Raw genomic sequence first — 12929 nt, forward strand, 5'->3', positions numbered from 1 at the left:
CCTTTCCGCGCTGTTCATTTCAGCGCATCCCCCCTAGATAGACCGCGAACCATCCAAAGCAAAGAGCGACCCAATGAGCTTCAATCCGGAGACACTCAAATTTGATGCCAATGGTCTGATTCCCGCGATCGCCCAGGAAGAGGCGACCGGAGAAGTCCTGATGATGGCCTGGATGAATGCAGATGCCGTGGCGCGCACGCTGGACAGCGGGCGGGTGACCTATTGGTCCCGGTCCCGCCAGAGCTTCTGGGTGAAGGGCGAAAGCTCCGGCCACGTGCAGGAGCTTGTCGAAATGCGCGTGGATTGTGATCGTGATTGCCTGCTGGTGCTGGTGCGCCAGAAAGGGCCGGCCTGTCATACCAACCGCAGAAGCTGTTTCTACACGGCCATCCGCGATGGCGAAGAGACAGAGATCATGGCGCCCCTGACCGAAAGCTGAGGGCGCGCCATCGGTCTGAGGCCGCTTGCCAGACGAACCCTCAAAGCCCCAGCCGTTGGCGGATATCTCCGGGTGTCAGCCCCTGTTCCCGGTAGGTCGCAATGGCGCGGGCATCATCGCGTTTCGCCAACCGCTTGCCGGCATCGTCCCGGATCAAACAATGGTGGTGGTACCGGGGTGTCGGCAGGCGCAGGAGGCGCTGAAGAAGCACGTGGATCGCGGTTGCTTCGAACAGATCGCGGCCTCTGACCACATCGGTGATCTCCTGCTCGGCGTCATCGACCACCACGGAGAGGTGATAAGAGGTCCCCATGTCGCGCCGTGCCAGGATCACGTCTCCGATATTGTCGCACATATGGGCTGCTGACAGGTGAATTGTTCCGGTCTCTCCGCCAGGTCCCGCGCCCGTCTCATGGAAGGACAGCTCCAGGCCCTCCAGTGCCTTGGCCATGTTCAGGCGTAGCGGCAGATCATCCGGCATCTCTCCGGTGGGGGGCGTTGAAGGGCGGCAGGTGCCCGGATAGACCAGGCCATCCGGCCCAAGCACGGGCTCTGCGCCTTCCTGGGGCGCGGCCAGGGCCGCAGCGATGTCCCGTCGGTTGCAGCTGCAGGGATAAAGCAGACCCCGATCCCAGAGCGCGCCAAGCGCCGCGCGATACTGGGGCAGGCGGTCGGACTGTCGCATCACCGGCGCTGGCCAGTCCAGGCCAAGCCAGTGCAGGTCATCATAGATCTGTGCCTCCCATTCCGGGCGTGCACGGGAGCGGTCGATATCCTCGATCCGAAGCAGGAAGCTGCCCCCCGCCTGTGCCGCCAGCTTCTGCGCCGTCAGCGCAGAGAAGGCGTGACCCAGATGCAGCGGGCCTGTCGGCGAGGGGGCGAAGCGGGTTCTCAAGGGTCAGTCGTTGCGCCCGTATTGCCGGGCACGACGGTCTTCACGGCCCTGGAGGATCAGGATCCAGGCCAGTAGGATGAACATCGGGTGTGTCAGCCCGCCTGAGAAGATCACGGCGGGAATCCAGATCACAAAGGTCACGATGGCCACGATGGGCCGCCCGGCGAAAAGGATCGAAAGCGGCGGCAGCAGCAGGGCAAGCACATAGTTCATGCGGTTTCCGCCTCCTGAGCGGCAAGCCATTCGGCCCAGAGTTCCTTGGCGCGGTCGGTGTAACCCTTGTAGCGGCCCTTGCGGCCGCGACGGCCCCCGCGCACGCCTTCCAGCGGGGGGAAGAGCCCGAAGTTGACGTTCATCGGCTGGAAGGTCTTCGCCTCTGCACCGCCGGTGATATGGGTGACAAGCGCCCCAAGCGCGGTTTCCGGCGGCGGCGGTGGCAGATCACGGCCAGCCATCTCAGCGGCGGCCATGCGTCCTGCCAGCAGGCCCATGGCGGCGCTTTCGACGTAGCCCTCGACCCCGGTGATCTGGCCTGCGAACCGGATATGCGGCTGGCTTTTAAGACGCATGCGGTCATCGAGCAGCCGGGGGGAGTTGATGAAGGTGTTGCGGTGGATGCCGCCTAGCCGCGCGAACCGCGCCTCTTCAAGGCCGGGGATCATCCGCAGCACCTCTGTCTGGGCGCCGTACTTCATCTTCGTCTGGAAGCCAACGATGTTGTAGAGCGTGCCCAACTTGTTGTCCCGGCGCAGCTGCACCACCGCATAGGCCTTTTCTTCGGGCTTGTGCGCGTTGGTCAGTCCGATGGGTTTCATTGGCCCATGGCGCAGGGTTTCGCGCCCGCGCTCGGCCATGACCTCGATCGGCAGGCAACCGTCGAAATAGCCCGCGGTTTCGCCCTCGTGGAACTCCGTCTTATCCGCTGCAATCAGCGCGTCGATGAAGGCTTCGTATTGATCCTTCGTCATCGGGCAGTTCAGGTAGGCCTTCTGCTCTTCCTCGGTCTCACCCTTGTCGTAGCGCGATTGCATCCAGGCCACGTCCATGTTGACGCTGTCCGCATAGACGATCGGCGCGATTGCATCGAAGAAGGCCAGTGCATCAGCCCCGGTCTCCTGCGCGATGGCGCCCCCAAGCCCTTCCGAGGTGAGCGGACCGGTGGCAATGATCCACTGGCCGTCACGGGGAAGCGCGTCGATCTCTCCATCCTGGATCTCGATCAGCGGGTGCTCGCGCAGCTTTGCGGTCACAGCTTCAGAGAAGGGATCGCGGTCCACGGCCAGCGCGCCGCCCGCCGGCAGGCGGTGGCGGTCCGCCATTTCCATGATGATCCCGCCTGCCTGCCGCATCTCCCAGTGCAACAGGCCGACGGCGTTCTGTTCGCTGTCGTCCGAGCGGAAGGAGTTGGAGCAGACCATCTCTGCCAGGTTGCCGGTGCGGTGCGCGAAAGTGCCCTTGTTCGGACGCATTTCGTGAATGACGACCGGGCAGCCGGAGCGGGCCGCCTGCCAGGCGGCCTCGGAACCGGCCATGCCGCCGCCAATGATGTGAAGCTTTTCTGTCATGGCCGCGATGTAGGGTATCGCCGGGCGGAAATCAAAACCTATCGCGTCTTCCCGCTTGCCTCATCGGCGGCTTTGCGGAACCTTGCAGGCCGGAGGACGGCATGACGGTGAAAATGGATGTGGCGGCCCTGCACGCCTTTCTGGAAAGCGAGTTTCCCCAGGTGGCCTCGGACTACGTGGTGGAAGAGGTGCTTGAGAACAGGCTGCGCATGCGCCTTCGGGTCGGCCCCGGCCACCTGCGGCCCGGCGGAACGATCTCCGGCCCGTCGATCTTCGCCTTGGCGGATGTGGCGGTCTACCTGGCCGTGCTGGCCATGATCGGGCCCAAGGCCCTGGCCGTGACGACAAATGCGACCCTGGATTTCATGCGCAAACCGGCGGCCGGCTGCGACCTGATCGCGGAATGCGAACTGCTGAAACTGGGCAGGGTCCTGGCCGTGGGGGACGTGCGGATCCACTCGCAAGGGCAGGCCGCTCCCGTCGCCCGCGCCAGCCTGACCTATTCGATCCCTCCCGGGACATAAATAATTGGGGTATATAGATACCTAAATTTTAAGGCATTGTTTTTAATTGGTAAAATAGAATTTCAGCCGCTTGACTGGGGCGTGGCGCCCTGTATAACCCGCCCATCAATTCGCGCGTGGAGCTTCCGGCCCCACGCGCTGCCAATTTCCAAAGGGCACCCGACATGAAAACCTACTCTGCAACTCCGGCAGATATCGACAAGAAATGGATCCTGATCGACGCTGAAGGCGTTGTTCTGGGCCGTCTCGCCTCGATCATCGCCTCCCGCCTGCGTGGCAAGCACAAGGCCACCTTCACCCCGCACATGGACATGGGCGACAACGTCATTGTCATCAACGCGGACAAGATCCAGCTAACCGGCAAGAAGCGCTCCGACAAGGTGTACTACTGGCACACCGGCTACCCGGGCGGCATCAAGAACCGTACCGCGGATGAGCTGCTGACCGGTGCGCACCCCGAGCGTGTCGTCACTGCTGCCGTCAAGCGCATGCTTCCGGGCAACCGTCTGTCCCGCCAGCAAATGACCAACCTGCGCGTCTACGCTGGTTCCGACCATCCGCATGAGGCACAGGCGCCCGAAGTGCTGGATGTCAAATCCATGAACTCCAAGAACACGCGGAGCTGATAGATGGCTGATCAAGTGAACACTCTCGAAGATCTGAAAGACGTCGTGGCCGAAGGCACTGGCGTCGCCGTCGAAGCCGAAACCCCGCGTGAGCCCGTCCGTGACGAGCTGGGCCGCTCCTATGCGACCGGCAAGCGGAAAGATGCGGTTGCCCGCGTCTGGATCAAGCCGGGTTCCGGCAAGGTCACCGTCAACGGCAAGGACATGAACGCCTATTTCGCACGCCCCGTGCTGCAGATGATCCTGGCACAACCCTTCACGGTTGCCGGTGTCGAAGGCGAATTCGACGTTCAGGCCACCGTCAAGGGCGGCGGTCTGTCCGGTCAGGCCGGTGCTGTGAAGCACGGCATTTCCAAGGCTCTGCAACTCTACAACCCCAGCCTGCGTGGCGCTCTGAAAGCCGCTGGTTTCCTGACCCGCGACAGCCGGGTGGTGGAACGGAAGAAATACGGTAAGGCCAAGGCCCGCCGGAGCTTCCAGTTCTCCAAGCGTTGATACATTCGGGCCTGGCCCGAACCATCATGGGAGAGGCGCGCCAATGGCGCGCCTTTTCTGTTTTCTGGGGACGCTTTTCGACGGGACCCTTACAGGTGGCGGTCCCCGGGTCGCGCCGCTTTCCTTCTGGGCTCAGGCGCTGGCCGCGCCCAAGTCCCGGCTGTCGAAGGCGTAGTCGGAAATGCATCCGGTATCGGGCTGGTCCTTGATCCGGAACTGGGCAATGCGCTCTGAAAGCGCCTTGGTCGTCTTGAAGAGCACGGCGTTGGCGCTCTGGGTTTCTTCGAAGATGGCCGCGTTGTTCTGGGTAAAGCTCTCCAGCTCACTGATCGCGGCATTGACCTCCGTAAGGCCTCGCGATTGTTCATTGGTGGCTTCGGACACGGCTTGAATACGCTCCGCCGTGCGTTCTACCGCATCCCGGATGGAGCTCAGGGCATTGCCGGTGTTCTTCACCAGCCCGACGCCATCTGCGACATGTCCCGCGCTGCCGCTGATCAGCTCGTCGATCTCCTTTGCCGCGTTGGAGCTGCGCTGCGCAAGGGCGCGGACCTCGTTGGCCACGACGGCGAAGCCCCGGCCGGCCTCACCGGCGCGCGCAGCCTCCACGCCGGCATTCAGCGCCAGCAGGTTGGTCTGGAAGGCGATGTCGTCGATCACCGTGATGATCTTGCGCACCTCGGAAGAGCTCTGTTCAATCTTGTCCATGGCGCTGACGGTATTGGTCATGACATCGGTGCCAGAGGCCGCCTCACTCCGGGTTTCCTCCGTCGCCTGACGAGCCGCGCGCGTGTCACCGGCAATCTCCGTGATAAGGGTCGTGAGCTGCTGCAGGGTAGAGGCCGCCTCTGTCAGCGTCTTGACCTGTTTCTCGGTTCGTTGACCAAGGTCGGCCGCCGCATCGTTGATCTCCTGCGATTGCACCTGGATGGAGACCACCTCGTTGCGCACCTCGGCTAGCGCGCCCTCAAGACGGGCAACCCCCAGGTTGAAGCTTTGGGACAGTTCCGCGAAGGCCGGGGGCAGGGGCCGTTCGATCCGCGTGGTCAGATCCCCCTCGGCCAGGCGGAAAAGCTTTTCCTGCAAGTGTGCGATGACCTCGTCGATCTCCGCCTTGAACTTGCGCCTCGTCTCCTCTGTCTGCTCCTCGGCGCGGCGGGCGGCGGCGGCATTCTCTTCGGCGTTGCGCAGGGCCGCTTCGGCCTCTGTCTGGGACCGCGCAGCCGCACTTAGAGCTTCCTCTGCACGACTTTTCTCTTCGAGAGCCTCGGCGCTTTTTCTTTCCGCTGTGGCCAAGGCCTGTTCAGATTCCTCCATGGCCTCTTCAAGCTTCATCGCCCGGCGTTCCGCATAGACGGTCTGAAGCAGGCGGATGTTTACGATCAGGACCAGGTTGCCAACGGCCAGCGCCGCAGCGACGGCGTGAAAGCCGCTGCGCATGATGTCGTACCATAGGTCCGCCGTGGGAAAGGCGAGGGCTGGGAAAAACACGCTGGCAAGAAGGTGATGGGCCACGATCACGGCCAATGCGGCCAGCAAAGCCGGGCGCGAGCTGAGCGTGGCGATGGCTGTCAGCGCCGTGAAATAGAACAGGTGACTGTCGGCTTGCATCGGGTGCCCGATCATCGCGGCGTTCAACAGGATGCACTGGCCGATCAGCGCCAGAGACAGCACGACCCGGCCCTGTGCGCCGCTCATCCGCAGGGCACCAAAGCCGATCCCGGTCAGCACGAGGCTAAAGGCGACGATGGCCCAGGTGGCATTGCTGCCGGTCAGCACCGCGGCGCCCGCGACCGCGATCACGGACACCGCCGTGACCCAGGCCACGATCCGCATGGCCAGCTGGCGGTGTTTCTCGAACCTTGGCCCGAGTGTCTCGGGCGTGATCAAGATCTTGTCTTTTGGTGAAAAAATCGGTTTCGACACGGTTCGCCCCACGCAGTCGCATATAGGGCAGGTGTGACAGAAGACTCTTTAACTCAGCTTAATGTTCCCAATTGTCGGCTTCTATCAGCCCCAGGCCCCGCAGGTAGACGCCGATCCCGCTTTCCAGAAGATCTTCGGGATTATGGGGGCTTTGGCTGCCGGGGGAATTGCGCGCGAAAAGCTCCACGACCCCGTGGCTCAGCGCCCAGACATGGGCGGTGAACATGGAGGCGGGCGGGCGGCGGTCCTCCGGGATATGCTTGGAAAGATCCTCTGCGGCGCGCTCCAGCACATCCCAGGCACGTCGCGCAACTGCCGCAAGCTCTGGCGTCCGGTTCACGGAAATGCCGCTTTCGAACATGGCGATGTAATGGCCGGGATATTTCCGGGCAAAGGCCAGGTAGGCCCGGCCCGTGGATTCAAACGCCGCCAAGGCCGATGGCTGGCCGCTCTGATAGGCGTAATCCATCACGTCGGCAAAGATCTCGTAGCCCTGCCGCGCCGCTTCTGCGATCAGGTCCTCACGCCCTTCGAAGTGGCGATAGACGGCGGCCGGCGTTACGCCGGCCTGTTTCGCCGCTTCCGACAGGGTAAAGCCGGTGGGGCCCTTGGCCTCGATCAGCTCAAGGGCGGCTTCGACGAGCGCCTGTCGCAGGTTGCCGTGGTGATAGCCGCGTTTCTTAGCCATTCCAGATATCCGTTCCGCCGCAGATCAGCGGATCGATCTCTCCGATCGCCTTTTCGGATTTCCCGTCGTAATCCAGCGCGTGCAGCACGTGGCGGATCGCGGACAGGCGCGCGCGGCGCTTGTCGTCAGCGCGAATGATCGTCCAGGGGGCCGGCTTGATATCCGTGCGGTCAAGCGTTTCACGGATCGCTTCGGTGTACTCGTCCCACAGCGCCAGCCCCTCCACGTCGATCTTGCTGAGCTTCCATTGCTTGCGGGGATCGGCCTCGCGGGCGATGAACCGGTTCAGCTGCTCTGCCCGTCCGACGTTCAGCCAGAACTTGAAGAAGTGGATCCCCTCGTGGACCAGCATGGTCTCGAAGTAGGGGACCTGGGTGAAGAACTTCTCGCGCTCTTCGGGCGTGCAGAATCCGAAGACGGGCTCCACGACGCCGCGGTTGTACCAGGAGCGGTCGAAGAAACAGATCTCTCCGGCGCTTGGCAGATGGGTGATGTAGCGCTGGAAATACCATTGGCCCTGCTCGTACTTGCTGGGCGCGGGCAGGGCGACAACGCGGGCACCGCGTGGGTTCAGGTTCTGGCGGAACCGTTCGATAACGCCGCCCTTGCCGGCCGCATCGCGCCCCTCGAACAGGCAGACGACGCGGGCGCCGGTCTCCTTGGCCCAGGCCTGCATGCGCACGAGCTGGATTTGAAGCTTGGCCAGGTCCTTTTCGTATTCCTTGCGCGGCATCCGCTCTGCATAGGGATAGGTGTCATTCAGGATCTCATCCCGCTTGGCATTCCGGATCGCGTTGCGCACGTCATGCGGCGCATCTTCCAGGTAGTAGGCGGTGATTGCACCGTTGAAGGGCAACTGCATGCGGATCGGTCCTTTTCTCCTGAATATGGCGGTCAGGGGCGCTTAGCGCAATCCGGCGCGGGCGGCGGCACGGTCGATGGCTGCGATGACCTGCGTGCGGGCCACATGTTGGGGCATATGTCCGATGCCGGGAAGGCGGGTCAGATGGGCCTCCGCCACTTCCCGGGACAGGGGCAGGGAGTGGATCTCAAGCCCAACGGTCGTATCGGCCGTCCCATGCAGGATTTCAACCGGAAGCTTCAGGGTGGGGTAAAGCGCGCTCTGAACGCGCAGCTCCTCCCGCAGGTCGATCCGCTGTTGGGCATTGGCGCGCAGGCTGCGGGGGCGCAGCACCAGTTCTGCGCCGATGTGATCCGCGTAGCCGTCCGGGTCCCCCTGCGGGCGGAAGGTCTGGGCAATCTGGGCGCGCACGTAGCTGTCCGGCACCCAGGCCGCAGCCAGGTTGGAAATCACCGGCCCCACAAGTGGGTGGGCCAGGGCGCGGTTCAGCGGGCTGTCGGGCCCCTCCCAGGGGTGGGTCGCCCCGGCAAGTGACACGAGCGCCGAGAGGCGATCCGGGAAGTGCACGGCCCATGCTGCCGCAACGGCGCCGCCAAAGCTTTGACCGACCACGACAGGCGCCTCCAGCCCCAGCTTGACAGCAGCCCCGGAGAGCAGCGCGGCCTGGTCGCGGATCGAAACCCCTCTGGCGGCAAGGCGCGGCGTATGGCCAAGGCCGGGGCGATCAAACAGCGTCACGCGGTAATGCCGTGCCAGTTCCGGCGCCAGGGCGAAGGTGAAATCGCGGATATTGCCGGAGGCCCCGTGCAGCAGCACAAGGTCCGGCCCCTCACCCATTTGCAGGTAATGCACCGGATGCCCATCGACGGTGATGAACTGCCCCTCTGGGGGAAAATCGCGCAGCGCGGCGGCCTTGCGCGACGCCAGCCGCCAGGCCGTCGCCACGAGCGCGATCAGGAGAAGAATTAAGAGGAAAAGCAGCGCTTTAGACAACTTCTTTCTCAGGCCAGACATGGGTACCGATCCGCTCCAGATCAAAGGGCGTGCTCTGGTAGATCTGGTTGATCCAATTGCCGTAAAGCAGATGCGCATGGCTGCGCCAGCGGTTCAGCGGCTTCCGGCTGGGATCGTCCTCCGGATAATAATTCACCGGCAGGTCGATCGGCTTGCCGCTTTCAACGTCGCGGTCATATTCCTGCTTCAGCGTGTCGCTGTCATATTCAAAATGGTTGAAGACATAGAGTGCGCGATGCTCCGGGTCCTCGACCAGGCAGGGCCCCGTGTCCTCGTTGCCAAGAAGCGTTTCCAGCTTGCCGGTGGCCGTCACGTCTTCCTGCCGGATCTCCGTCCAGCGGCTGACCGGCACCGTGCAGATATCCGAGAACCCGCGCAGGTAGGGAGAGGCCGGGGCAAGATTGGTCTGCTTGTAAAGACCAAAGGACTTTTCACTCAGCATGTGCTTGGGCAGCCCGTGGAAGTAATGGGCCATGGCCATGCCGCCCCAGCAGACGCCGAAGGTGGAATGCACGTTGCTCTGGGTCCAGTCGAAGACCTGGCAGATCTCGTCCCAATAGGTCACGTCCTGGAAATCCAGGTGTTCGATGGGCGCGCCAGTGATGATGAAACCGTCGAACTTCTCGCCGCTCGCCTGCACTTCCGCAAAGGGGCGGTAGAAGCTTTCCATGTGCTCGGCGGCGGTGTTCTTGGTCTGATGCTCTGACATGCGGATCAGCGACAGCTCGATCTGCAGGGGCGTAGCCCCGATCAGGCGGGCGAACTGGTTCTCCGTCTGGATCTTCTTCGGCATCAGGTTCAACAACCCAATCCGCAGCGCCCGGATATCCTGCCGCGATGCCTGGTCCTCGGACATGACCGACACACCCTCACGCGTGAGAACGTCATAGGCAGGCAGGTCTGAGGGGATCTTGATGGGCATATGCTGACTCGAAGATTTGAATGGACGGTCTAAGTAGTATCGCGTTCGCGAGACGCAAGCGCTTCTGCGATCAATGCGTCGAAATCTTCCGCCGTGCGGACCGCGGCAACGGCATCGGCCGTCACTGTCACCCCGTGTTTCGCCATCGCGGCATAACGCGGTTGCCGGTGGGCCAGGGCGCGGGCGTAGGTCCAGCGCACAAAGGCATCCGGGTCGACGCTTTCGGGGCTGTCCCCGGTCTGGTCCAGGTAATCCGACCAGGCCTTCCGGAGGAAGTTCGGTTCGTAATACATCGGTTTGGGCGCGCGGTCAAAACGGCGGATCAGTTCATCCGTATGGGCATCATCCCCCTTGATCCAGACCAGCAGCGTGCTCTCCGACAGGGCGCTCAGAACCGGATCGGCGGGATCCTCCGGGTCGATCACCTCGCAGATGGAGCCGCCGCTGTCACAGACGAAGTTCGGATAGCCATAAAGGTTGTACGACCGCCGCGCGAAACGCTCGGTATCCAGCAGGGCGTATACCTCGCCCTGGCGATGCTGTTCCTGGCGGATCATGTATTCTTCGAAATCGAGCCCGCCCTTTGCCTGGTCCCCTGGCTTGCCCAGGTAGGTGGACAGGGGGGTGAGGTTGTTGAAGGTGATGTTGGAGCCGATGTAGATGGAATCCGTCATCAAAAGCTTACGCAGGAAGGGCACCTGCATGGCATGTTTCTTCGCATTGTCCGAAATATGCTCCCCCATGTAGCGGGTGCCGATGCGGTAATCGATGGAATAGTGGAACCAGGTCCCGGAGTCCCGAAGGATGTTGGACACATGGGTCTTTCCCAACCCGGACATGCCGAAAAGCAGGACACGTTTCTCTTTGGCGTCACGCCATTCCTGCTCGGATTCGTACAGCATCGCTTCTCCTACCGGCGAAAGTTCGGTCCAGGTTGAGGGCCGTGATCAGGTGCGGCCAACCGGGTCGTGCCATGGGTAGGGGAGCAGCGCGAAAGGGTCAAACCCTAATCCCCGCAAGGGGTTCGTGCCCGGTCCATAGGGCCGGGCACGCCGTTTTCAGAAGCTGTAGGACACTTTCATGCCGACGGCCGTGTAGGAGTTGTCGCTGAAGTCCGCGCGCGCCGTCCCGCTGGTGGCCGGGGTCGCATCGCCCAGCATCATGTAGCTGACGCCGCCGGAAATCTCGACCTGATCGCTGGCCTTGTAGGCAAGGCCGAAGGTGATGCCCTTCATGCCCGTGCGCGGCGCCAGCGGAGAGACCAGAGGATCGCCCTCGGGTTCGTAGGTCACCATGACAGAGCCCGAAAGCTGATCGTTCAGCTGCCGGCCAACGCCCAGGCGATAGGTCGTGGTATCTTCCAGATTCACCAGCGAACGGTTCGCCAGGGCCGTGAAGGTCTGCGGGTAAAGCTTGAACTGGGAATGCTTCACGTAGCGGATCGACCCCATGAGCAGGGTGCCCGGGGCGACACCTGTCTGGAACTCCAGGTTCCAGGAGCTGGGCGTCTTGGACTCCGTCTGCGTGGTGGCGCCGGGGTTGATGTTCTCGACCGTGTCGTAGCTGTGATCGATGGCGGAGTTGTAGGTCAGCGCCACGCGCATCGCCATTTCCGGGATCTCGTAGGCTGCCCCCAGCACGTAACCGTAGCCGACGTCGTCCCCGAAGGTCACGTCATAGCCGTCAAGCGGGCCATAGGCCGCCCCACCCAGGTGCGTCATGCCGCCCGAGCGCTGGATGCGCAGGCCGCCGAAGGCACTCAGGTTCTTGTCGAACTGGTACTTGGCAAGGGCCGTCACGGCCTTTGTATTGGACTCGGCTGCCGTGGCCCCCAGAACAGCATTGCTGGCATCGTAGTAGACGCTCGCTCCGAAGGGTTCATCGTAGATCAGTGCAAAGGACAGCTGGTCATTGATGTCCATTTTCAACGACATGGCGGGCAGGTTGAACCTGTCGCTCACGTTGCCGGTGCCCTGTGCTGCGAAAGGACCCACGGCATAGGTCGTGCCGCTGACCGTGGGATTGACCGTGCCGAAGCTGAAGCTCAGCTTGTTGCCCCGCTCGTAGAGCACCATGGCGGATTGCGTCGTACGCTCGATACCACCTGCCAGCGCCGGCGCTGCTGCCAGACCGGCCCCAACGCCCAGACCGGCCGCAATGACTGCGACTCTTTTCATCGTTTCTCCTCCCTAAACTGCGAAATCTCGCATTATGGGAGGTTAGCCAAGAGTCGGGGTTGCGCAAGCTGGCGCCGCAATAATGTGACCGATTCGTGGCGTCAGATGGAAGATTCCGTCACGTCATTTCGACCTGCGGAAAAGCCCGGGGATACCAATTACTTGGTTACCGCCCCTTTGGGCGTCATATGCCGTTTTCAGACCGAATCGACTGCCTGTCGGGCCCGGGTCTCCCAGCGGATGTTCAGGTAATTGCCCAGGAAGATCAGCGCGGCACCGATCAGCACCCACATGTCCAGCGGCTCTCCCAGGAAGAGCGCGCCCAGCAGCGCGGCCAATGGAAGGCGGGTGAAGTCGATCGGCACGACGACCGTGGCCGGGGCCAGCGCCAAGGCCGAGGTCACGCAGAAATGCGCGAAGAGACCGGCACAGCCGACCAGGACCAGAAGGGGCAGGGTGTCCAGCGTGGGCAGCGCCATCTCTCCGTCGAAAAGCGCGGTGACAAGGCCGAAGACGGATTGGGTCACGGTCATCCAGAAGATGATGGACAGCGTGCTGATGTCGCGCGTCAGCCGCTTGGTGAAAACGGTGGTGAGCGCAAAGAACACCGCGCAGGCTGCGGCTGCGATCAGGCCCGGTGACAGGCTTTCCGCACCGGGGCGCGTCACAACCAGGATCCCGCAGAATCCGATCAGGGCCGCAAGGATGCGCGGACGGGTCAGCCGCTCGCCAAGGATGATGGCCGACAGGATCAGCACCCAGATCGGGGAAGAGAACTCCAGCGCGAAAAGCTGGG

General features: G+C 62.8%; 15 protein-coding genes. 4 read left to right on the forward strand and 11 right to left on the reverse strand.

The window, feature by feature from the left end:
- The first annotated feature begins 73 nt into the window (after positions 1-73).
- Positions 74-439, forward strand: a complete 366-nt coding sequence (gene hisI / locus HCZ97_RS05410) for a phosphoribosyl-AMP cyclohydrolase (RefSeq protein ID WP_167687656.1) — start codon at positions 74-76, stop codon at positions 437-439.
- Between the two features lie 40 nt (positions 440-479).
- Here hisI and gluQRS read toward each other — a convergent pair whose 3' ends face one another.
- Genes gluQRS through trmFO form a run of 3 tightly spaced genes read right to left on the reverse strand, consistent with a single transcriptional unit; the run spans position 480 to position 2899 of the window.
- Positions 480-1334, reverse strand: coding sequence for a tRNA glutamyl-Q(34) synthetase GluQRS (gluQRS, locus tag HCZ97_RS05415; protein WP_167687657.1), 855 nt, complete (start codon positions 1332-1334; stop codon positions 480-482).
- Positions 1335-1337: 3 nt separating this feature from the next.
- Positions 1338-1547 carry a hypothetical protein gene (locus HCZ97_RS05420; RefSeq protein ID WP_167687658.1) on the reverse strand — a complete coding sequence of 70 codons (210 nt, stop codon included), beginning with the start codon at positions 1545-1547 and terminating at the stop codon, positions 1338-1340.
- Positions 1544-2899: a methylenetetrahydrofolate--tRNA-(uracil(54)-C(5))-methyltransferase (FADH(2)-oxidizing) TrmFO gene (gene trmFO, locus HCZ97_RS05425; protein ID WP_167687659.1), complete on the reverse strand. Its 1356-nt coding sequence runs from the start codon at positions 2897-2899 to the stop codon at positions 1544-1546. Before trmFO ends, HCZ97_RS05420 begins: the two co-directional genes overlap by 4 nt.
- A gap of 101 nt (positions 2900-3000) precedes the next feature.
- Here trmFO and HCZ97_RS05430 point away from each other — a divergent pair, with 101 nt between their 5' ends.
- The 3 genes from HCZ97_RS05430 to rpsI all read left to right on the forward strand — a co-directional run bounded on the left by HCZ97_RS05430 (position 3001) and on the right by rpsI (position 4544).
- Positions 3001-3423, forward strand: coding sequence for a PaaI family thioesterase (locus HCZ97_RS05430; RefSeq protein WP_167687660.1), 423 nt, complete (start codon positions 3001-3003; stop codon positions 3421-3423).
- 164 nt (positions 3424-3587) lie between these two features.
- Entirely contained in the window at positions 3588-4049 is a 462-nt protein-coding gene (rplM, locus tag HCZ97_RS05435; protein WP_167687661.1) for a 50S ribosomal protein L13, read from the forward strand.
- A gap of 3 nt (positions 4050-4052) precedes the next feature.
- On the forward strand, positions 4053-4544 hold the full coding sequence (rpsI, locus tag HCZ97_RS05440; protein WP_167687662.1) for a 30S ribosomal protein S9: 492 nt from the start codon (positions 4053-4055) through the stop codon (positions 4542-4544).
- Positions 4545-4676: 132 nt separating this feature from the next.
- Here the strand turns inward: rpsI and HCZ97_RS05445 are convergent, their stop codons facing one another.
- The 8 genes from HCZ97_RS05445 to HCZ97_RS05480 form a co-directional block, all read right to left on the reverse strand.
- On the reverse strand, positions 4677-6434 hold the full coding sequence (locus HCZ97_RS05445; protein WP_167687663.1) for a methyl-accepting chemotaxis protein: 1758 nt from the start codon (positions 6432-6434) through the stop codon (positions 4677-4679).
- A 94-nt stretch (positions 6435-6528) separates the two neighbouring features.
- Positions 6529-7158: a TetR/AcrR family transcriptional regulator gene (locus tag HCZ97_RS05450; protein WP_167687664.1), complete on the reverse strand. Its 630-nt coding sequence runs from the start codon at positions 7156-7158 to the stop codon at positions 6529-6531.
- The gene (gene ppk2, locus HCZ97_RS05455) at positions 7151-8020 is read right to left on the reverse strand and encodes a polyphosphate kinase 2 (RefSeq protein WP_167687665.1); all 870 of its coding nucleotides are present in this window, start codon (positions 8018-8020) and stop codon (positions 7151-7153) included. The genes HCZ97_RS05450 and ppk2 overlap by 8 nt, the downstream gene beginning before the upstream one ends.
- A gap of 42 nt (positions 8021-8062) precedes the next feature.
- Positions 8063-9013: an alpha/beta fold hydrolase gene (locus tag HCZ97_RS05460; RefSeq protein ID WP_254871364.1), complete on the reverse strand. Its 951-nt coding sequence runs from the start codon at positions 9011-9013 to the stop codon at positions 8063-8065.
- A complete protein-coding gene (gene metA, locus HCZ97_RS05465; protein WP_167687667.1) occupies positions 9006-9956 on the reverse strand; it encodes a homoserine O-succinyltransferase in 951 nt (316 codons plus the stop codon). Before metA ends, HCZ97_RS05460 begins: the two co-directional genes overlap by 8 nt.
- A gap of 29 nt (positions 9957-9985) precedes the next feature.
- Complete coding sequence (locus HCZ97_RS05470; protein WP_167687668.1) at positions 9986-10858, reverse strand: ATPase; 873 nt, start codon at positions 10856-10858, stop codon at positions 9986-9988.
- Between the two features lie 156 nt (positions 10859-11014).
- Positions 11015-12133, reverse strand: a complete 1119-nt coding sequence (locus HCZ97_RS05475; protein WP_167687669.1) for an OmpP1/FadL family transporter — start codon at positions 12131-12133, stop codon at positions 11015-11017.
- A 197-nt stretch (positions 12134-12330) separates the two neighbouring features.
- The coding region (locus HCZ97_RS05480; RefSeq protein ID WP_167687670.1) for a DMT family transporter at positions 12331-12929 on the reverse strand (599 nt) is incomplete at its 5' end.

Source organism: Pseudooceanicola sp. HF7 (assembly GCF_011806405.1).
Lineage (GTDB): Bacteria > Pseudomonadota > Alphaproteobacteria > Rhodobacterales > Rhodobacteraceae > Pseudooceanicola.

Excerpts from the sequence above, each read along its gene's own strand:
- hisI (WP_167687656.1), top strand. The coding sequence starts at position 74 with ATGAGCTTCAATCCGGAGACACTCAAATTTGATGCCAATGGTCTGATT.
- HCZ97_RS05420 (WP_167687658.1), bottom strand. The coding sequence starts at position 1,547 with ATGAACTATGTGCTTGCCCTGCTGCTGCCGCCGCTTTCGATCCTTTTC.
- trmFO (WP_167687659.1), bottom strand. The coding sequence starts at position 2,899 with ATGACAGAAAAGCTTCACATCATTGGCGGCGGCATGGCCGGTTCCGAG.
- HCZ97_RS05430 (WP_167687660.1), top strand. The coding sequence starts at position 3,001 with ATGACGGTGAAAATGGATGTGGCGGCCCTGCACGCCTTTCTGGAAAGC.
- rplM (WP_167687661.1), top strand. The coding sequence starts at position 3,588 with ATGAAAACCTACTCTGCAACTCCGGCAGATATCGACAAGAAATGGATC.
- rpsI (WP_167687662.1), top strand. The coding sequence starts at position 4,053 with ATGGCTGATCAAGTGAACACTCTCGAAGATCTGAAAGACGTCGTGGCC.
- HCZ97_RS05450 (WP_167687664.1), bottom strand. The coding sequence starts at position 7,158 with ATGGCTAAGAAACGCGGCTATCACCACGGCAACCTGCGACAGGCGCTC.
- ppk2 (WP_167687665.1), bottom strand. The coding sequence starts at position 8,020 with ATGCAGTTGCCCTTCAACGGTGCAATCACCGCCTACTACCTGGAAGAT.
- metA (WP_167687667.1), bottom strand. The coding sequence starts at position 9,956 with ATGCCCATCAAGATCCCCTCAGACCTGCCTGCCTATGACGTTCTCACG.
- HCZ97_RS05470 (WP_167687668.1), bottom strand. The coding sequence starts at position 10,858 with ATGCTGTACGAATCCGAGCAGGAATGGCGTGACGCCAAAGAGAAACGT.
- HCZ97_RS05475 (WP_167687669.1), bottom strand. The coding sequence starts at position 12,133 with ATGAAAAGAGTCGCAGTCATTGCGGCCGGTCTGGGCGTTGGGGCCGGT.